Source organism: Clostridium felsineum DSM 794 (assembly GCF_002006355.2).
Lineage (GTDB): Bacteria > Bacillota > Clostridia > Clostridiales > Clostridiaceae > Clostridium_S > Clostridium_S felsineum.
In genome coordinates, this window is record NZ_CP096980.1 from 3,641,708 (window position 1) to 3,661,847 (window position 20,140).

The 20,140-nt window shown below is 29.1% G+C and carries 24 protein-coding genes; 10 read left to right on the forward strand and 14 right to left on the reverse strand.

Annotated features, from left to right (window positions below):
* Nucleotides 1–140: 140 nt before the first annotated feature.
* Nucleotides 141–1,520 (forward strand): APC family permease, encoded by a 1,380-nt coding sequence (locus tag CLFE_RS17180; protein ID WP_077832480.1) that lies wholly within the window; start codon nucleotides 141–143, stop codon nucleotides 1,518–1,520.
* A 76-nt stretch (nucleotides 1,521–1,596) separates the two neighbouring features.
* Here the strand turns inward: CLFE_RS17180 and CLFE_RS17185 are convergent, their stop codons facing one another.
* Both CLFE_RS17185 and CLFE_RS17190 read right to left on the reverse strand, forming a co-directional pair.
* Nucleotides 1,597–2,364, reverse strand: coding sequence for a DODA-type extradiol aromatic ring-opening family dioxygenase (locus CLFE_RS17185; RefSeq protein ID WP_077894123.1), 768 nt, complete (start codon nucleotides 2,362–2,364; stop codon nucleotides 1,597–1,599).
* Between the two features lie 33 nt (nucleotides 2,365–2,397).
* A complete protein-coding gene (locus CLFE_RS17190; protein ID WP_077894124.1) occupies nucleotides 2,398–3,024 on the reverse strand; it encodes a nitroreductase family protein in 627 nt (208 codons plus the stop codon).
* A 127-nt stretch (nucleotides 3,025–3,151) separates the two neighbouring features.
* On the opposite strand from CLFE_RS17190, the gene CLFE_RS17195 reads away from it, so the two are divergent.
* The 4 genes from CLFE_RS17195 to CLFE_RS17210 all read left to right on the forward strand — a co-directional run bounded on the left by CLFE_RS17195 (nucleotide 3,152) and on the right by CLFE_RS17210 (nucleotide 6,439).
* Nucleotides 3,152–3,490, forward strand: coding sequence for a winged helix-turn-helix transcriptional regulator (locus tag CLFE_RS17195; protein ID WP_349497222.1), 339 nt, complete (start codon nucleotides 3,152–3,154; stop codon nucleotides 3,488–3,490).
* A gap of 190 nt (nucleotides 3,491–3,680) precedes the next feature.
* Nucleotides 3,681–4,556 carry a YitT family protein gene (locus CLFE_RS17200; RefSeq protein WP_077894126.1) on the forward strand — a complete coding sequence of 292 codons (876 nt, stop codon included), beginning with the start codon at nucleotides 3,681–3,683 and terminating at the stop codon, nucleotides 4,554–4,556.
* Nucleotides 4,557–4,588: 32 nt separating this feature from the next.
* A complete protein-coding gene (locus CLFE_RS17205) occupies nucleotides 4,589–5,959 on the forward strand; it encodes an MATE family efflux transporter (RefSeq protein ID WP_077894127.1) in 1,371 nt (456 codons plus the stop codon).
* A 321-nt stretch (nucleotides 5,960–6,280) separates the two neighbouring features.
* On the forward strand, nucleotides 6,281–6,439 hold the full coding sequence (locus tag CLFE_RS17210; RefSeq protein ID WP_077832485.1) for an endoglucanase: 159 nt from the start codon (nucleotides 6,281–6,283) through the stop codon (nucleotides 6,437–6,439).
* A gap of 17 nt (nucleotides 6,440–6,456) precedes the next feature.
* Here CLFE_RS17210 and CLFE_RS17215 read toward each other — a convergent pair whose 3' ends face one another.
* From CLFE_RS17215 to CLFE_RS17245, 7 genes are all read right to left on the reverse strand, one after another.
* Nucleotides 6,457–8,235, reverse strand: a complete 1,779-nt coding sequence (locus CLFE_RS17215) for an ABC transporter ATP-binding protein (RefSeq protein WP_077894128.1) — start codon at nucleotides 8,233–8,235, stop codon at nucleotides 6,457–6,459.
* 93 nt (nucleotides 8,236–8,328) lie between these two features.
* Nucleotides 8,329–8,586, reverse strand: coding sequence for a hypothetical protein (locus CLFE_RS17220; RefSeq protein ID WP_077832486.1), 258 nt, complete (start codon nucleotides 8,584–8,586; stop codon nucleotides 8,329–8,331).
* 266 nt (nucleotides 8,587–8,852) lie between these two features.
* Nucleotides 8,853–9,155, reverse strand: a complete 303-nt coding sequence (locus tag CLFE_RS17225; protein ID WP_077894129.1) for a hypothetical protein — start codon at nucleotides 9,153–9,155, stop codon at nucleotides 8,853–8,855.
* Between the two features lie 98 nt (nucleotides 9,156–9,253).
* The gene (locus CLFE_RS17230) at nucleotides 9,254–9,865 is read right to left on the reverse strand and encodes a DedA family protein (protein WP_077832488.1); all 612 of its coding nucleotides are present in this window, start codon (nucleotides 9,863–9,865) and stop codon (nucleotides 9,254–9,256) included.
* Nucleotides 9,862–10,224, reverse strand: coding sequence for a hypothetical protein (locus CLFE_RS17235; protein WP_077832489.1), 363 nt, complete (start codon nucleotides 10,222–10,224; stop codon nucleotides 9,862–9,864). Before CLFE_RS17235 ends, CLFE_RS17230 begins: the two co-directional genes overlap by 4 nt.
* A 168-nt stretch (nucleotides 10,225–10,392) precedes the next feature.
* Nucleotides 10,393–10,668 (reverse strand): barstar family protein, encoded by a 276-nt coding sequence (locus CLFE_RS17240; RefSeq protein ID WP_077894130.1) that lies wholly within the window; start codon nucleotides 10,666–10,668, stop codon nucleotides 10,393–10,395.
* Nucleotides 10,669–10,685: 17 nt separating this feature from the next.
* Nucleotides 10,686–11,162 (reverse strand): ribonuclease, encoded by a 477-nt coding sequence (locus tag CLFE_RS17245; RefSeq protein WP_077832491.1) that lies wholly within the window; start codon nucleotides 11,160–11,162, stop codon nucleotides 10,686–10,688.
* A gap of 394 nt (nucleotides 11,163–11,556) precedes the next feature.
* On the opposite strand from CLFE_RS17245, the gene CLFE_RS17250 reads away from it, so the two are divergent.
* From CLFE_RS17250 to CLFE_RS17270, 5 genes are read left to right on the forward strand one after another with little or no spacing between them, the layout of a single operon-like run.
* Nucleotides 11,557–12,096 (forward strand): helix-turn-helix domain-containing protein, encoded by a 540-nt coding sequence (locus CLFE_RS17250; RefSeq protein WP_077832492.1) that lies wholly within the window; start codon nucleotides 11,557–11,559, stop codon nucleotides 12,094–12,096.
* A 30-nt stretch (nucleotides 12,097–12,126) separates the two neighbouring features.
* Nucleotides 12,127–13,185 carry a spermidine/putrescine ABC transporter ATP-binding protein gene (gene potA, locus CLFE_RS17255; protein WP_077894131.1) on the forward strand — a complete coding sequence of 353 codons (1,059 nt, stop codon included), beginning with the start codon at nucleotides 12,127–12,129 and terminating at the stop codon, nucleotides 13,183–13,185.
* Nucleotides 13,172–14,005, forward strand: coding sequence for an ABC transporter permease (locus CLFE_RS17260; protein ID WP_077832494.1), 834 nt, complete (start codon nucleotides 13,172–13,174; stop codon nucleotides 14,003–14,005). Before potA ends, CLFE_RS17260 begins: the two co-directional genes overlap by 14 nt.
* Nucleotides 13,999–14,781, forward strand: coding sequence for an ABC transporter permease (locus CLFE_RS17265; RefSeq protein ID WP_077894132.1), 783 nt, complete (start codon nucleotides 13,999–14,001; stop codon nucleotides 14,779–14,781). Before CLFE_RS17260 ends, CLFE_RS17265 begins: the two co-directional genes overlap by 7 nt.
* Nucleotides 14,778–15,845: an ABC transporter substrate-binding protein gene (locus tag CLFE_RS17270; RefSeq protein WP_077894133.1), complete on the forward strand. Its 1,068-nt coding sequence runs from the start codon at nucleotides 14,778–14,780 to the stop codon at nucleotides 15,843–15,845. Before CLFE_RS17265 ends, CLFE_RS17270 begins: the two co-directional genes overlap by 4 nt.
* Before the next feature lie 52 nt (nucleotides 15,846–15,897).
* On the opposite strand, the gene CLFE_RS17275 is transcribed toward CLFE_RS17270, so the two are convergent.
* The 5 genes from CLFE_RS17275 to CLFE_RS17295 form a co-directional block, all read right to left on the reverse strand.
* Entirely contained in the window at nucleotides 15,898–16,356 is a 459-nt protein-coding gene (locus CLFE_RS17275) for a NanQ anomerase/TabA/YiaL family protein (RefSeq protein WP_077832497.1), read from the reverse strand.
* Between the two features lie 208 nt (nucleotides 16,357–16,564).
* Nucleotides 16,565–17,593, reverse strand: a complete 1,029-nt coding sequence (locus CLFE_RS17280; protein ID WP_077894134.1) for an ABC transporter permease — start codon at nucleotides 17,591–17,593, stop codon at nucleotides 16,565–16,567.
* The gene (locus tag CLFE_RS17285) at nucleotides 17,593–18,339 is read right to left on the reverse strand and encodes an ABC transporter permease (RefSeq protein WP_077894135.1); all 747 of its coding nucleotides are present in this window, start codon (nucleotides 18,337–18,339) and stop codon (nucleotides 17,593–17,595) included. Before CLFE_RS17285 ends, CLFE_RS17280 begins: the two co-directional genes overlap by 1 nt.
* Before the next feature lie 12 nt (nucleotides 18,340–18,351).
* Entirely contained in the window at nucleotides 18,352–19,089 is a 738-nt protein-coding gene (locus CLFE_RS17290) for an ABC transporter ATP-binding protein (RefSeq protein WP_077894136.1), read from the reverse strand.
* Nucleotides 19,090–19,193: 104 nt separating this feature from the next.
* Nucleotides 19,194–19,907 (reverse strand): PadR family transcriptional regulator, encoded by a 714-nt coding sequence (locus CLFE_RS17295; protein ID WP_077894164.1) that lies wholly within the window; start codon nucleotides 19,905–19,907, stop codon nucleotides 19,194–19,196.
* Nucleotides 19,908–20,140 lie beyond the last annotated feature (233 nt).

Below are 20,140 nucleotides of genomic sequence, written 5' to 3' on the forward strand. Positions count from 1 at the left end.
GATATACTATATTTTTTAAAGATGTGTTAAATTATATATAAGTTTTTTATTAAATTAATAATTTAAGTAACGTTATATTGTTTTTTATTCAAAAAATAATGTAGTCTTTTAAAAAACACATTTTAGAGGAGGTATTCAAAATGGCAAATTTAAAAAAAGATAATTTAAGTATAATCGAAACTATAGCACTTTCTGTTGCAATTATCGCTCCCACTGCTGCAATGTCTGTAAATGTCTCACTTATGGCTGAAACTGCTTCTTTTTCAGCACCTCTCATATTTTTTATATCAATGATTGTAGTTGGACTTGTATCTTACTCTGTTATTAAATTTAATCATTATTTTTCAAGTGCAGGTTCATTATATACATTCACACAAAAAGCATTAGGTAATAGATTTGGTTTTTTAACCGGCTGGGCACTGCTACTTGCATACATAATGCTAGCCGCAGGCTGCTGTGCTGAATTAGGTGCCTTCTTCAGTAAATTTTTAAATTACTTTGGTATACAAATAGGCTGGTTTCCTCTTGCCGCAATCTTTTCAATAGGTATAATATTCCTTGGTATTATGGATGCTAAGCTAAGCACAAGAATTATGCTTACTTTAGAAGGTTTATCTATTTTTCTAATTCTTATTTTATCTGTTGTTATTCTTTTTAAAGTTGGATCTACCAAAGGTTTAAGCTCCATGCCTTTTAAAACAAATGGAAATAGCTTTTCTACTTTAGCAAGTACTTCTGTATTAGCATTTTTATCTTTTATAGGTTTTGAAAGTGCTTCTAGTCTTGGTGAAGAAACAAGAAATCCGAAAAAATTCATCCCCCTTGCTATAGGAAGTGCTGTATTTGTTACTGGTATATTTTATTTACTATCCAGCTACAGCCAGGTTATAGGCTTTGGGCTTGATGCAAAAGGACTTAAAGCTTTATCTTCCTCATCCTTACCTTTAACTGACTTATCTACAAAATATATATCCAGAACTTTCGGAATTTTTTTACTTTTTTCAGCTTCACTTTCTTGTTTTTCTTGTTCACTTGGTTCTGTATGCGCTGGTTCTAGAATATTATTTTCAATGAGTAAAGATGGGATACTTACAAAAAAATTATCAATACTTCATAAAAAACATAACACACCTTATGTTGGAATAATATTAATTACTATTGTAGCATTAGTACTTCAAGCTATATTATTTAATAAAGATGGAATTGAAGCCTTTAATTATTTAGCTACTATAGGTTCACTTGCAATAATAGTATCCTATATATTTACAAGCATTGGTGCAATAGTATTCTTTAAAAGAACAAAAGAAATTAATAATTTAAGTATAGTTATGCCTATACTTTCTATAATCACATTATTGTATGTATTATATGCAAATATTTATCCTATTCCAGCTTTTCCAACAAACATATTCCCTTATATAGTATTAGCATGGTTAATACTTGGCTTTATTATAAATGAAAAATTAACTAGAATCGCTAAAGGTATTGTACTTGACATAAGCAGCGAAAGTGTACATTAGTAAATTTCAAAAAAAGTAGTCTATATTATACTAAAACTTACTATAGGCTACTTTAACTTTATACTTATATTATTTTTTAAAATTCCATACATACATAACTTAAATTACCATAGTCATATTTTCTACTTAATACCTTTAAATCTTTGTTTAGTCCAGCAACTCCAAGAATTATAAAAAGTGGTACTATGTGTTCTTCTCTTGGTACTGCTATTTCTGCATTTGGTGCTAATTTTCTATAATAAAATAATGACTTTAAATCTTTTTGTTCTACTTTATTAATAATCCAATCATCGAATTCTACTGCCCATGTATCTGGTGTTGTTTTCTCCCATTTTATTTTTGCTAAATTATGAACAGTTGCACCACTGCCAACTACAAGTATATCCTGACTACTTAGTTCTTTTATTGCATTTCCAATATCGTACTGTTTATCCATAGCCAAGTATGGGTTTACAGAAATCTGAACTACAGGTACATCTGCTTTAGGAAACATTAATTTTAAAATACTCCAAGTTCCATGATCAAGTCCCCTATTATAATCAAATTCGCTATCAATATTGTTACTATCAAACATATCCTTTATCTTTTCTGCTATAACTTTAGAACCTTTTGCTGGATAATTTATAGTATAAAGTTTATCCTCAAATCCATAAAAATCATGAATAGTTGTATACTGGTCATCTCTATTACTTATAGTAGTTATTTTATTTTCAAAATGGGCTGTAAATACCACAATTACCTTAGGATTAACTTCCTTACCAACCTTTTTTAAACATTTAGTATATTCATTATCCTGCAATACCAATTCTGGCGAACCATGACATATAAACATAGGTGAAATCATAATTAAGCCTCCTATTATATAATTTTTACATGTTTAAAATTCATTAAATTTAACAAACTCATTTATAGGCTTTCTATATCCCCTAAATCTTTTATTTTTAGTATCTTCTTTACCCATAGTTATTAACATTGTTATTTGATATCTTTCAGGGATATTAAGGGCTTTGTGCATTTTTTCATTATCAAAGCCTATCATTGGACATGTATCCCAGCCTTTAGATTTGGCAATAAGCATAAACATCATTGCCGAAATAGAAGCATTTCTTATAGCTTCATCATGTTTAAACTCTTCACCTCTACCTTCATAAAGGTTTTTTATATCATTTAAAATATTCTCATATTCAACTTTTGAAATCATTTTTAAATCAACCATACCAGAATATAATTTATCTGAATCCTTATACGCTTCTTTATCACCAAGTACTAATATTGCTGCTGAAGCTGTATGAACCTTGTATTGGTTAAAAGCTGCCTTTCTTACCTCTTCCTTTTTATCTTTGTCTGTTATAACTAAATAATTTGCATGCTGTATATTAAAGCAGGAAGGGGCCAGCTTAAGTAATTCAAATATTTCAATAAAATCCTTCTTAGGAACTTCTACACCCTCCAAAAAGTTATTCGCAGAACGTCTCTCTTCAATAAGTTTCTCAAAATCAACCATATTATATACCTCCAATTTACAATTAATACAATAATACCTTTAACTTATTTATATCAAATAATTTTTAAATACCAACTTACTTTATGTAACTATAATATAATAACCTACTTACTTTTGTCAAGTAAATATGATAAAATTATTACTGGAGGTGATAGTATTGGATACATTTAAATTATGCCCTCATTTCGAAGCTGCTTTTGAAATACTTGGCAAACGATGGAATGGACTCATTGTACATTCTCTATTAAATGGTGCCAAAAGATTTTCTGATATTCAAGAAATAATTCCAAGTTTAAGCGCCCGTATGTTAACTGAAAGATTTAAGGAATTAGAAAAACAAGGTATTATAGTTAGACGTGTTTATCCTGAAACACCTGTTAGAATAGAATATGAACTCACTGAAAAAGGACTAGAGCTTAAAAGTGTCATGGAAGAAATTCAAAAATGGGCAGAGAAATGGACCTAGCATATTATAAAGTTTCTAAAACCAGTTTAAAATTAGTTTTAGAAACTTTATCTATTTTTGGCACATTACTTTTAATTGACAATTTTAAAATTAGACTGTAAGTTATATATAGTGTGTACTTTGAATTTAGCCACTTTAAAGTAGTAATATGCAACTTGAATTATACTAAAATTTTTAAGGAGGAAGTTACTTGTCAACAATATCTAACATAAGAAAAAGTAAAAAATTTAATTTTTTAATTCAGAACTCATTAATAATTATAGGAAGCTTAATAACTGCTTTAGGTTTTAATTTATTTCTAGGTCCAAGTAAAATAGCTTCTGGTGGAATGGTTGGAATATCAATTTTAATAAACCAATTATTTCACATAGAACCTGCTATAACTCAATGGATAGGAAACATTCCTCTTTTCTTTTTAGGTTTGTTCTTTTTAGGTAAAAAATTCACCTTAAACTCCGCACTTGGAACAATTATTTTACCACTATTTATATTCCTAACTAAAAACATTCCTTCTGTGACTTCAAATGCATTATTAGCCTCCATATATGGTGGTGTTCTTGCAGGAATAGGTCTTGGTTTAGTTTTTAAAGGCAACGGTTCAACTGGAGGTACATCAATACTAGCAGCAATTTTAAACAAATTTGCAGGAATATCAATCGGTAACTCCCAAGCCATTATAGATGCTGCGGTTATAATAGCTTCTGGTTTTATATTAAATCCTGAAAAGGCACTATACGCAATTTTATCATTATTTATAACAGGAAAAGTTATAGATATAGTACAGCTTGGTTTTAAAAGTTCTATGGTTGCTTTTGTAATCTCAGATAAAACTGAAGATATTAGACAAAGTGTATTGGAAGAACTTAATCGTGGAATCACAAAATTATCTGGCTGCGGTGGATACACTGATGAAGAAAAAACAGTACTTATGGTGGTAATGGAACATACTGAAGTTAATAAATTCAAAAAACTTGTAAACGAAAAAGATGAACATGCTTTCGTGATAATAAGTAACACACATGAAGTACTTGGTCAGGGCTTTAATTTAAGTAAAATTAGCAAATAGATAATTTGTACCCTGACTTTGGAGGGGGTTAAATGAACTTACTACAACTGTTTAATGACAAGAAATTTTTTAAATCGGCAGCCAAGCTAGCTATTCCAATAATTATTCAAAATTTTATATTGTCGTCACTTAACTTGGTAGATAATATAATTATTGGTGGCCTTGGCGAAACAGCTATAGCTGGTGTTGGTCTTGCAAACCAATATTTTTTTCTTTTAGATTTAGCACTTTTTGGTACATGCAGCGGTGCTTCTATTTTCACTGCACAGTATTGGGGTAAAAGAGATACTAAAAATATAAAAAGAGTTCTCGGTATCTGTTTAATTGCTACTATAGTTTTATCAGGAATTTTCACTCTAGGTGCATTGATATTCCCAAAAACCATAATAGGCTTTTTTTCAGCAGATAAAAATGTAATATCTTTAGGTGCAAACTATCTTAGAATAATATGCTTAAGCTACATAGTAACAGGTATTTCCTTTGCATATTCAATTATTCTAAGAACTGTTGGAGAAGTTAAGATTCCTATGTTTGTAAGTGGTACAGCCTTAGCTATAAATACATTTTTGAATTTTTCTTTAGTTTATGGTATAGGTTCTTTCAAAGGTATTGGTGTATACGGTTCTGCTATAGCAACACTAATTGCACGCTTTATAGAGTTTTTTTTAATGCTTTTTGCAATTTACAAATTAAAGCTTCCTATAGCTGCAAAATTACATGAATTGGTAGATCTATCCTTCACTTTTGTAAAGAAATTTTTCAAAGTGGCCATTCCCGTTATACTTAATGAAAGTATGTGGGGATTAGGTGTTACAGCTTATGCTGCTGTTTATGCCCACATGGGAACTGCTGTTATTGCTGCAACAAATATTACTTCAACTATAGATAGATTATCTATGGTAATATTCTTTGGTTTTGGAAATGCTGCTGCAATAATGATTGGAAATAAAATTGGTGAAAAGGATGAAAAAACTGCATTTTTATATGCAAAACGTTTTATAATTTTAAGCCCTGTTATTGGAATTTTTATGGGTATAATACTTTATACAACCTCACCTGCTATTTTATATGCTTATAATGTAAGTAGTACTGTTCATATGTATTCTAAAGAAATTCTTCATATTATAGGTATGTTTCTTTGGATCAAGATATTTAACTATACAAATGTGGTTGGAATTTTAAGAAGTGGTGGAGATACAAAATTCTGCCTTATGCTTGATATGGGTGGTATGTGGCTTGTAGGCGTACCTTTTGTAGCACTTACCGGATTATATTTCCACTTACCAATAGGAATTGTTTACTACTTTGTTTTTATGGAGGAGTTTGTAAAACTTTTAGTTGGTATTCCTAGACTTGTTTCCAAGAAGTGGATTAACAATCTGGTTTCAAAACCAAACAGTTAAGTAATATAGAAAAAATATAAGTGATATGTTATCCTCACTTATATTTTTTATTTTATTTAAAGTATTATTTATATGCATTTGACCTAACTTTATTCATATTAAAAATTTAAAATCACAAAAAAAGCAATTTCAATTTTAAATTTATCAAAAAACACCCTAGTAAATTTATTTTTTGTTAAAGCTTTAATGTTTAGTTTTACCATATATGATGTAATTTATCATATTAATTGTTGTATTTGCAATTTTTTATTTATTTCATAAAACATGATGACTTTTTTCCTTCATTTATGTATAATAATAAATGAAGGGAGTTGGTTAATTATGTCTATGTTTTTATTAATAATTTTATTATTTTTAGTATTAGGATTATTACCTAGTGACGTTTTAACTGTGCATACAATTCCTAAAGAATTCGAAAATTATCCAGAAATATCTCAAATGAAATTTTATGATAAATATATGATAAAAAAAGGCGTTTAATCGCCTTTTTTTATTACTTATAGCTTTGTACTTAAATCCTTATAGAACTGACCTTTCCTTGAAACAAGCTCTTCATAAGTTCCTTCTTCAACGCACTTACCACCTTTTAATACTACAATATGATCTGCATTCTTTATCGTAGAAAGCCTATGAGCTACAATAAAGGTAGTATGATCCTTAATAAGATTGTTAATTGCCTTTTGAACCATAAATTCTGATACATTATCAAGTGCAGAGGTTGCTTCATCTAAAATTATTATATTAGGCTCTCTTATAATGGCTCTAGCTATAGCTATTCTCTGCTTTTGCCCTCCTGACATATTGTGTCCACGTTCTTTAATTATTGTTTCTATTCCCTTTGGCATTCTCTTTATTACATTTTCCAAATTAGCATACTCTATTACTTTTTGTAATTTTTCCTCACTTACATTTGAAAGGCCATAGGTTATATTATCTTTTATACTTCCTGAAAATAGCATAGTATTTTGAGGAACTACAGCTATTTTCTCCCGATAGCTTCTAAGATCTATTTTATTTATATCAATACCATCTACAACTATACTTCCACTTGTAACTTTATTAAATCCAATAATAAGATTAAGTAAGGTTGTTTTTCCTGCACCTGACTCTCCTACAAATGCAACTGTCTCACCTTTTTTTACATTAAGGTTAAACTCCTTTAAAATTGGCTTAGTACTGTCCTTGTATTTAAATCCAACATTTCTAAAAGAGAACTCACCATATACATCTTTAAGCTTTTTCTTTCCTTTATTATTTTCAATATCATTAACAAGTATAATTTCACCAACTGAATTTATGGATTCTATGCCTTTTACAATTATTGGGTATACATTTATCACACTAGATACTTGACCTATTATAGTTCCAAGATATCCTTGATACAAAACCACTTCTCCTACAGTTATGCTATTCTTATAGGCTAAAAATCCAGTAAATCCAAGAAAAATAACCTGAAAAAGTTGAAAAAACACCCACCCTGATGCCCCTAAAAGTGCCGTTGTCATATCGAGATGATATCCTTTTCTTCTAATGCTCTCAAATCTTTTATCAATTTTCTTTATTTCAACCTCTTCTAAAGCATGCGCTCTAGTTATTGGCACCATATCAACCATTTCTGCCACATCTGCAGACATATTTTCTATTTCCTTACGAAATTCTGTATTAGTTCTTTTTACATTTTTTCCAAAGAGAAGCATAATAGCTACTGATATCGGCATTACAATTATAAAAATTATTGCCATTATCCAATTTTTACTGAAGGTTACCACCAAAGCTACAATAATATTGAATATAACTGGAAAGACGGTTGTACATATTTGTAAGGATAAAGTTTGTATAGCTTCTACATCTCTTAGAATCTTTGACTGAAGTTTTCCAGATTTAAGTTCCTTATGATATGAAATAGACAATATCTGAAGTTTACGTACAAGATTACTTCTAAGCTTTTCCTCAACCTCTCTTATAGGCTTACTTAAATACTTTATATGAAGCATTTCTGTAATTATATTTTGTGCTACAGAAACAGCTGCAATAATAACATTTATCCAAAGTTCATTCACATTATACTTTTTAGGATAACTTGCAATGTTGATTATATTTGCAGTAACAATTGGTAAAATCCAGGTTGGAGAATGTTTTAGTATAAAAAATATTGTTGATAAAATTAGTTTACTCCAATTACCTTTATACATATATAATAAAATCTTAAGTGGCTTACCTTTACCTAATTTATAACTTTTCAAAAGAGCTTGAAAGCTTCTATTATTTCCTTCCATATTAACTCCTAATAAAACTTATTAATTATGTATTATAAAAACGGGAATTTTTTATTTGGCACCAAATGTAAATAAAAAATTCCCTATCTTGGTTTATTCTATTTTGTCACCCTCTATATTCTTTATAATAGCTACTTGGCTAGGTAAATCTCCTATTTCAATCTTTATTTCTGTGCCTGCATCTATTAGCTTTTGATTGTAGTTTTTAAGATACTCTGATAGATTATCCTCATTTACCATGCTTTCTTCATTGACAATCACTGACATTTTGCTTACCTTTGAAATATTGCCACGTTTGCAGCATTCCGTAAGTCCATCTGATATTTTACTTAGTAGTGTAACATCCTGCACACTTCATACCCCCACTTTAACTTTATATATAATTTATATAATAAAATTCAAAGTAATATTACTTATAACAACAAAAAAACAGTTGGTATCTTCGGGGGGTGATTCCAACTGTTTTATAATAAAAACTTGTTATTTATTAGCCTAAATTTATAATAACATTTAATTATTAATACACTATATATAATTTATTAACGGTTTGTGAAACTATTAACTTATGTAACCAACTGAAATTTCAATTATTATATTAATTTTAATAACTATGTACATCATTTCTTAATTGCAATAACCTCATATACATGCCAGTGTTTATTAATCACTTTGCCATTTTTATTTACACATTCCCCATCATATTGTCTTTCTTTAATTTCTACTATAGTATAACTATTAAATAGCGCCTCTATTTCATCTCTTCTATGAAAAGTTATATCTGCCTGCATTTGATACCAGTCATCTTTAATACCAAAAAAGGTACCTGCAAAAAAAAACACCTTTATTGGATGCTTGTTCAATATTACTCTAAAATCTATTAAACTTATTTGGTTTACAAAATGGCAAACTAAAACTTGCATATATCATATCACTTAAGGGTAACTTAATATTTGTATTTGTAAAATCTGCTTTCACTATTTTTAATTTTTCTTTAACCTCTTTACTTAATTTTCATCTCCTAATTTTGTTTCTTGCTCTTAACAAGTTTAAAAAACATATAAGCTCCAAGCAAAAAAATCCCAACAAAAAAAGCTATTTGGCTAAATTGAGATACAACTGGTACAATGCTCTCCCATGAATTACCGAAATAATATCCAAGCCCCACATAAATCCCTGTCCAAAATAGTTCACCAAAAAGTGCAACCACTGAAAATATGATTATATTATAGTTAACAATACCTGCCGCCGCATTTACAAAAGGTGACATAGGTGCTATCAAAAATCTTGTAAAAAATACTGCTCCTTTGCCGTGTCTTTCTAAATAATTGTGAGCTTTAGCTAATTTAGGATTAAAGTAATTTTCAAGTTTAGGGAATTTTTTTAGCATTTTATGCCCTGTTGCTTTCCAGAAAAAATAGCCTAAGCAATCCCCTATCCAAATAGTAAGCCATACCTCTAAAAAGGTACCTGCTATATTAAACTGACCTGTATACGCAAAAGCTCCTGAGGCTATAGCTATAAGTGTAGCTCCATCAGGAATCCCAATTCCTTGAAGTAATAATATGGTACTTAAAATAAGCACATTATACTGTCTAAAATACTGTATTAGTAGCTGCATTAAACTATTCATAATTTTTCATCCCGTCTATCACCATATTTTTTTATTATCTCCATTAAACTATCCCTTACCTCAGTTTTAGTTTTCTTATGCTTTTTAAGCAAATCCTTTATAGGGATATTCTCATCACCCTTTGAATTCTTAATTCTTAATATTTTAAAGATTTCACCTTCACTGACCTTATATCTTTTAGATAAATCTCTTACTGTAAGCCATTTGTATACTCCCATATCTCCTACTTCTCTGTTTTCTATAGTTGGCTTTTTAAGGCTTTTAAAATCTTTATGTATATTCATAGTTCTATTCACTATCAAAGCCCCTGTTATAATCATTATCATCAAAAGCACACCTGCTTTTTCATCCCTATTCATAAACTCCTCCATTTGTTTTTTACTATAGGTTTTAAATTGAAATATTTAACCCATATAATTATACTATTATCCTATTAAAATATTATTAATATAAACTAACTAAAATATAAACTTATTTTCAATTAAAATAAAGTGGTAAGAAAATTAATCATACCACTTTATCTCTGATTATTGAATTTTAACCTTAAATTCACCCTTAAAGTGCTCTTCTACCCTTGATAAAAGTTCTACTGTCATATCAGCATATTCACCAAGGTTTTCTTTACTATCCTTAAAATTCTTCCAAACTATTTCTAATGGCATCTTAGTATCTACCGTTAGACAATCCCAAAGAGCATCTAAATTTTTACCATAGTATTCCGGAAAATTCAATTCCCTTTTTAATATAAGATGTAGAGTTTGTTTATCTTTAATATCTCTTCCATCAATAATAACTGTCTTCATTTGTATCACCTTTAGGTTTAATAATATCTTGTGAAAGTTTCATAGTGATCTGATGTTCCATAGATAAGTCCATCATTTGAATATAATAATCTATCTGCGCCTCTATGTCCACCATTATAGTTTATATCGCACTCATGCCATACTCTTCCTCTTTTATAAGGTAACACTCTTTCAGAATTAGTGAATATGTCTCCTCCTATACTCTTCCCTGGAGCGTAGTCCCACAAATCTTCACCTGGTCTCCAACCAAGATCGCTAGCTTCTTCTTTTGTAATATAATTGTCTGGTAATGTTCCATTTTCATGTATGTAATCTGCAACACCTTGGAAGTCATTAATTACATCTTCATCATAATTATATTGTGTTTTTTGATAAGTAGCTTGTCTAACTGAATTTACTGTTTTTGCACTTACATTTGCTACATTATTAAAAAAAGCACCAAAAACCATGAATACAAGAGTTAAACAAATAGCAGCCAAATTTTTCTTTTTCATTTTTACACCTCTTTATATTTTTTTCCTAGTAATTAAGATCCTAAAGTTAACGTTATCTTTATTTCCCTAAAAACATTGTATTATATGTTTTTATACATTTCATTCAGTAAATTCAAATATATTCCACGAGGTAAATGTTATCATTTATATTTTTCTCTATTTTTTTCAAGTTTTTGCATTATTTCTCCATTTTAGTTAATTATTTTATTTACATTATCTAACTTGTACTACTCTAAAAAGTCAAGTTAAAATTACATTAATTATAGGAATTTTTACATAAGCTTATTGATTTATTTAAAATTTCCTGTATAATTATTTATTGTCGAGTTTAGTATATATAAACTTCAAGTTTACATATACTATAAAAAACTATTATATTTTACATAGGTGATTTATGGATATCGGAGAAAAAATAAAACGACTTAGGATTGAAAAGCAATTAACTCAAGAAGAACTTGCTAATCGATGTGAGCTATCGAAGGGTTTTATATCTCAAATAGAGAGAAATTTAACCTCACCTTCCATAGCAACTCTGACTGATATCCTCGATACTTTAGGCACAAATCTACCTGATTTTTTCAAAGAGGATAGTCAGGAAAAAATAGTATTTAAAAAGGATGATATGGGCGAAACCTCAGATGATGAACTAAAATATAACCTTATGTGGCTTGTTTCCAATTCTCAAAAAGACTCCATGGAGCCGGTTATGTTAACTCTTTATGAGAACGGTTGTTACCTTGAAGATGAACCTCATGAAGGCGAAGAATTTGGTTATGTATTAAAAGGTACTATATATCTAAAGCTTGGTAACAAAAAATTCAAAGTAAAAAGTGGTGAAAGTTTTTACTTTAAACCAAACGTAAATCATCAAATTTTAAACGCTGGTAAAAAAACAGCTAACCTCATTTGGATAAGTACTCCACCATCCTTTTAACATTTATAAAAAGAGGTGTTAATTTTAACTATGGAAAAAGACATACTTATTGAACTTAAAAACGTTTCAAAAAAATACGGCGATAATTATGTAATTAAAGATTTAAACCTATTTGTTAGAAGAAATGAATTTCTTACATTTTTAGGTCCAAGCGGATGCGGTAAAACAACAACCTTAAATATGATTGCTGGTTTTGAAACCCCTGATGAAGGAAACATAATATTTGAAGACAGTAATATAAATATTGTTCCCCCTCACAAGAGGCAAATAAATACTGTATTTCAAAAATATGCTCTTTTTTCACACATGAACGTATATGAAAACGTAGCTTTTGGCCTTAAAATAAAAAAGCTTCCTAAAAAGCAAATACAAGAAGAGGTATCTAAAATGCTATCTTTAGTAGATTTAAAAGGCTATGAAAAAAGATCTACTGATTCTTTAAGTGGCGGTCAACAGCAAAGAGTAGCCATTGCGCGTGCACTAGTAAATAGACCAAAACTCCTTCTTCTAGATGAACCTCTTGGTGCTCTTGACTTAAAGCTTAGAAAGGAAATGCAGCTTGAGCTTAAGAATATACAGCAAAAGCTCGGTATAACTTTTGTATTTGTAACACATGATCAAGAAGAGGCTCTCACTATGTCTGATACTATTGTGGTATTAAACAAAGGTAAGATTCAACAAATAGGTAGCCCGGAAGATATATACAACGAACCTAAAAACAGATTTGTAGCTAATTTTATAGGTGTAAGTAATATTTTAAACGGAGTTATGCTTAGCGATTACAAGGTTAATTTTGAAAATAAGGATTTTGAGTGTGTAGATAAAGGTTTTAGTAAAAATGAAAATGTTGATATTGTAATTAGACCTGAAGATATAAAAATTGTATCAAAAGAAGAAGGACACCTCTGTGGAGAGGTTATTTCTGCTGTTTTCAGGGGAGTTCATTATGAAATTAAGGTTGAAATAAATGATACTACATGGATAATTCATAACACTAAACATGTTAAAGTTGGAGATACTATTGGTATAAATATTCTTCCCGATGATATACACATTATGAGAAAGGCAGATTCTAATGAAGAGGAATAGACGCTCCATTTCTCATTACCCTTATATATTATGGAGCATAATATTTATAGTAATACCAATTTTTTTAATAGTATATTTCAGCCTTATATCAAGTGATCAAAGTTTTACAATAAACAACTATAAAAAATTATTTAATTCTACCTATATGCTCGTATTTTTTAACTCAATTAAGCTAGCACTTATATCCACTATCATATGCTTCTTTTTAGGATATCCTATAGCTTATATAATTTCAAAAGCAAGTACTAAGATAAGAAATATACTTATGCTTTTTCTTATAATACCAATGTGGATGAATTTTCTTCTAAGAACCTATGCTTGGATGTCTATACTTGGTAAAAACGGAATACTAAGCACTATAATTTCTTTTTTAGGCTTTAAACCTTTGGATATACTATACACAGATGCTGCAGTAATCCTTGGAATGGTATACAATTTCCTTCCTTTTATGATTATTCCTATATACACTGTGTTAATTAAAATAGACAAAGATGTTTTAAAAGCCGCTTCTGATTTAGGTGCTAATAGATTTGTTATATTTAAAAGAATAATTTTTCCTTTGAGTATACCCGGTGTTATGTCTGGTGTTACTATGGTTTTCATGCCTGCTGTATCAACCTTTGTTATATCAAAGCTTCTAGGCGGCGGTCAATTTATGCTCATAGGAAATTTAATAGAATCTCAATTTACAACTGTTGGAGATTGGTATTTTGGATCAGCTATATCAATTTTGATGATGATCATAATTCTTATTTCTATGACTGTACTTTCAAAATTTGATAAGAAGAGTAACTTAACAGGAGGTGGCCGTCTATGGTAGGAAAATGGCTAAAAAGATTATACCTAACATTAACTTATATATTTTTGTACGCTCCAATAGTATTTTTAATGGTATTTTCTTTTAATTCCGAAAAGTTTTCATCACACTGGGGACATTTTTCATTAACCTGGTACAAAGCCTTGCTCCAAGATGATAGGATTTTGACAGCGCTTTACTACACAGTACTTGTTGCTATAATATCTTCTGTTGTAGCCACAATTTTTGGAACCATCAGTGCTATAGGCATAAGTAAAATGTCACCTATACCGAAAAAGATATTACTAAACATAAATAACATACCGGTTTTAAATCCAGATATAGTAATGGCAGTATCCTTAATGACCTTATTTATATTTTTTAAGGTTCCTTTTGGACTTTTAACCTTAGTTATAGCTCACATTGCATTTTCTGTTCCGTATGTAATACTATCTGTTCTTCCAAAGCTAACTCAGCTTCCTACTGACATTGTGAAAGCTGCTTTAGACCTTGGCGCAACACCTAGTTATGCTATGAGAAAAATAATACTTCCTCAAATAAAATCCGGAATTTTTGCAGGTTTTCTATTTGCCTTTACAATGTCCATAGATGATTTCGTAATAAGCTTCTTCAATACTGGAAATGATGTTACAAATCTTTCTATAGAAATATATTCTATGGCACGTCGTGGAATAACACCTGAAATAAATGCATTATCAACCTTAATGTTTGTAACTATTCTAATATTATTACTATTAGCTAACGGAAAAAGTATTATATCTAAGGGGGAAAAGAAATGAAAAGTGTAAAAAGAATTATAGCCCTTGCAGCAACAGTTTTAATAGCTTGCTCTTCTCTAACTGCCTGCAATTTAAAACCAGGAGGTTCTAGTAAAGAAACCATAACTGTTTTTAATTGGGGTGAATATATTGATAAAAATATTATTAAGGATTTCACTGCCAAAACAGGTATAAAAGTAAATTACGAAACTTTTTCAACTAATGAAGAAATGTACGAAAAAGTTAAATCAGGAACTAATAGCTACGACCTTATTTGTCCTTCTGATTACATGACAGACAGAATGATTAAAGAAAATTTAGTTCAAAAAATTGATTTTAAAGCTTTACCTAACTATTCTAATATAGATAACAAATATAAAAATTTAGCCTTTGATCCAAAGAATGAATACTCTGTACCTTATATGTGGGGAACAATAGGTATAATATATGATAAAACTCAAATAAAAGATAAACTAGAAAGCTGGAACGACCTATGGAATACTAAGTATAAAGGAAAAATATACATGTCCGATGATATGAGAAATTCTTTAGGTGTTTCTCTTAAAAGACTTGGTTATTCTATGAATTCAAAAAATAAAGAGGAAGTCGCTAAAGCTGCAAGTGAACTTATAAAGCAAAAGAATGAAGTAAATCCTGTATATGTTGGCGATGAAATAAAGGATGACATGAGAAACGGTGAAAAGCCAATTGGAGTTATTTACTCTGGCGATGCTGCCGTACTTATGAATGAAAATCCAGGTAAATATGAGTTTGTAATTCCTAAGGAAGGAACAAATTTATGGTTTGACAGTTGGGTTATACCTAAAAATGCAAAGAATAAAGCAGCCGCTGAAAAGTTCTTAAATTATTTACTTGATGCAAAGGTAAATAAAAAGAATGTTGACTTTATAGGTTATGGAACCCCAAACAAAAAAACTTTTGATCTTTTAAGTGATAAGGTTAAAAATAATAAAGCTTCCTATCCCGATGATAGTTCTCTAAAGAATGCTGAAATATTTGCAGACTTAGGAGATTCCAAAAAGCTTTATAACGATGCCTGGGTAAATGTAACTGCAAAAAAATAATATTTAAGAAGGACAGAAGATGCTAAATTTCTGTCCTTTAATTTTAACACAATTATGCTATTTTTATTTTAACAACTACCTTTTTTATTTGGCTAGTTTTATCTAAAGTACAGCCTGGCTTATGAGCATCCTTAGGAAAAAATATACAAAAATAATCTTCATCTAAATTTATTTTTGAAGAAAATGTACCATCCTTATAAAAAGCTACATCCTTCTCCTTTGAATAAGCTTCTTCTACAGTTAAATTTTCTATTGGTGACCAAGCTATAAACTCTTGTCCTTTAGAAATATATTGAATATCTATGTATTTTTCATGTGATTCAAATCTTTTTTCAGCTTCATTTTGTGTTACATAGCTTTGAACTGATGCATAAATATTATCTCCATCAATTTCATATTTTCCATCGGAAAGCTTTTGTATATCATTATCTTTTAAAAACTCAAAAGCCTTTTTTAGTCTACTGTTCACGTTAACATATAAATCCGCATTTTCTAACTTATCAACTATCATTTTAATCCTTCTTTACTTTTTTATTTTTCACTTACATATTTTTAATAAATTTACTTTAATTATAGCCTACCTTCTCTATTCCTTCAAGAGCAGCTATATAACTCTCAAGTACTATTTGCCTTGGTATATTTATATGAAATCCATTAATTCTAAAAGCTAATCAATCAAGCCCCAAGACGCTTGATTGATCAGTATAAGGTTTAAACTATTACTTAAATTCTACTTTTTTAAATTTATTAACTATAAAAGCCAACAAAGAAAATATAATGGAAAATATGACAAGAACTATCATAGGATTAATAGAATTGTACGCTTCACCTTGAATATAATGCACGGACTTTATTATCCACCTATTAGGTGTTATTTCACTAAGCGTTTTAAGCAATTTGGGCATTTTACTATAACTTATAAAAGTTCCACCTATAAGTGATAATATAATACTTATAGCAGCTGAAAACATATTTGCATGTAACTCTTTATTAAATATTAGAACTATCAAGGTTGCTAAAGTAGTAATAACAAGTGTAAATACAATTGCATAAAGAAGCATTTGGGAAAGTGAAATGCCTATAGAACCCCCACAAATACTTATAATGCAGCTTGCTAAAAATATCTGAGCATAACTAAAAACATAATTATATATTACATTGCCAAGTATATAATTAAATTTACTTCTTGGAGAATACATAAACCTATAGAATGTATTTTCCTCTCTGTCTCTTATTATAACTGCTTCATTAATAACTGATGTAATTAAAAGCACTGTAAACAAAAATGCTATTATTCTTTCTGCCTCAGACAGTCCCCCTATTTGTTCATTTTTCATTATATTTTCCATGTTTAAAGGCTTATTTGTCGAAGCATAAGCTTTTATTAATTTTTTTATATCTTCACCTGTCTTTTTATTTTTAATACTGTAAACCTCAACATTATTAGAATTGTCTTTTAATTTAACTACAGCGTCATATTTTCCCATAATTACATCTGTCTTATAAAGTGTTCCTTGAACTATTTTAATATCAACGTTCTTAGTCCTCTTCAAAAGCCTTATTATTCTATTATTTTCATTTGAGCCTTTAATGCTTACTCCAATATTTAATGAAGGAGTAGTTACATAATTAACTGTCATAGCTAAAATTATTGCTACTATTGGCACAAACAAATTTATGAAGAATTTTTTCTTATTACAATATACTCTTTTAAAGTTACAAATGCATATTAGTATTACAGTTCTCATTATAAAAATACCTCCTTCTTAAATGAAAATACTGCTGCAACAGAAAATATTATACCTATTAATAAAGTAACTAAAATGCAATAAGTTAAAATAGTTTCATTCCTATCATATATAGCTGATATAATCCCTTTATTTATCCACATAAGAGGAGAAATATAGCTTACTTTTTCAAATATATTTCCAAAGGAACCTACTGGAAAAAAGCATCCTCCTAATACTGCAAATATTGCTATAGGTATACTTAAAATACCTTGAAGTATACTAAATTCTTTTATCCTTATCCCAAAATATATTCCTATTGCTGATGCCATCAAATTTTCAGTAAAAAATATTAAGAGTACCTTCGGTATACTATTTTCAAAATTAATGCCTAATAAAAACATTCCAGATACTAAAAGCAAAGCATTTAAAATCCATAAAACTATGCTGCAAGATATTATTTTAGACAAAACTATTGAAAAGCTATCTATTGGTGCAATCAAAAATCTATATGAAGTTTTGCTTAAATTTTCATCCTTAGCCGCATATGCCGTGGTAATAATATTACTAAAAATAAAAAACGGCATTAGCACAATAAAATAGTAATGCTTTGAGGTAAAACTTCTATCCCCTTTAAAATAATTTGATGTTAAGTATGAAAGCAGTCCTATAATAATTATTGGATATACAACGTTGTATATTATTACAAAAGAATCTTTCAATCTCTTTTTAAAGCTATAAATAAGTAATACTAAAAATCCCTTCATGTTTTTTCCTCCTTAATCCCTTAACGCTTTTCCTGTAAGGTTCAAAAATATTTCTTCTAAACTATCTTTTTTATATTTTTCTTTTACAGCTTCTTTTGTTCCATCTTCTATAATTTCACCCTCATTCATAATTATTATTTTATTACATACACTCTCAACCTCTTCCATATAGTGTGAAGTATAAATTATTGTAGTGCCCATTTTATTTAATTTTTTAACTGTTTCTAGAATATTATTTCTTGATTGAGGGTCTATCCCTACTGTTGGTTCATCCATAATTAAGAGTTTGGGTTTGTGTGCTATAGCACATGCTATATTAAGTCTTCTCTTCATTCCTCCGGAGAACTTTGACGGAAAATCATTTTTTCTTTTTAACAAACCAACAAATTCAAGTGCTTCTTCCACATTTTCCTTAAGTTTTCTACCTTTAATACCATAAAGACTACAGAAGAATTTCACATTATCATAGGCTGTAAGATCAGAGAAAACAGCTATCTCTTGAGGCACAACACCTAAATTTGCTTTAAAAGAATTTTTATTTTTATTAATGTCTTTTTCTAAGAAAAAAATACTTCCACCATCACAATCAATTACTGTAGATATTATATTTATACTTGTACTTTTACCAGCACCATTAGGTCCTAAAAATCCTAATATATCTCCTTCTTCAATCATGAAACTAATGCCTTTTACAGCCCTTCTTTCTCCATATTCTTTTTCAAGTCCACTTACTTTTAAAATACAACTCATTAATATTCCTCCAATACTTTGTTTTTAATATACAACGTTGGATATGTGAATATTTTTTAAGGAAATTTCTTAAGCTATCAACTAGAAATCTCCATAAAAAATCTCTATTTATTTTTCAAAAGGCTGATAAGCGTAGTTATCTTTTCTTCAAGATTCGTAGGATTCTTTATTATCTCCTCTGTCAATTTAGTAACATCCTTTACAGTTTTATCCTTAGAATTAAACTCTACATCTTCTAACTCTCCAAAATCAACTTTACTTATAAGCTTTTCTATACCATTAGAAAATATAATTATATCATCTAATTCTTCAATAAGCATTCTATGCCAACTAATCTGATATTCTAAATTACATATAACCGCATCAAAATGAAGTATTTCAACCTTAAGTGTATCCTTCATTACTTTAAGCTTTTTAGAATCTTCCCACCACTTTTTTCTTTCCTCAAGAGTTTTTATGTGTTTTTCTATAAGTCCTATTATCTCTTCTTTCTTTAGTCTGTTAAACATTAAATAAATAGTAAACTTTTCAGATTCAACACTATCAATTGGTTTTAAAATCTCTTTTCTTAAAATTCTCTTTAACTCCTCTATACCTGAACCATTTATTGCATACACCTTTCTTACCCTTGCCCCTGTTCTTTCTTCTCTAAGGGTAAATATGAAGCCCTGCTCTTCAAGCTTACTTAATGCATAATATATAGAACCAGATTTTATCTTAGCCCACTGATCCATTCCATTTATTTCTATAAATCTCTGTATATCGTAACCGTGCGTTGGTCTAACGCTTAAAATATATAAAACTAGTGCTCTAACCATAACTTTCTCCTTTTTATCCAACGTTGAATATATTCTTATATTATACCCAATGTTGGCTAATGTCAATATTACTCTCCAATATAATACACCCCCACTTAAAAATTAATTCTTGTTATGTTATATCACTTTGTACTTCTATTTTCTAATATGTAATCCTAACATAATAAACTTATAATTTTACTTTAATATCCTTACACAAAGTTTACATAAAAATAAAACTTAAGAATTTTGAA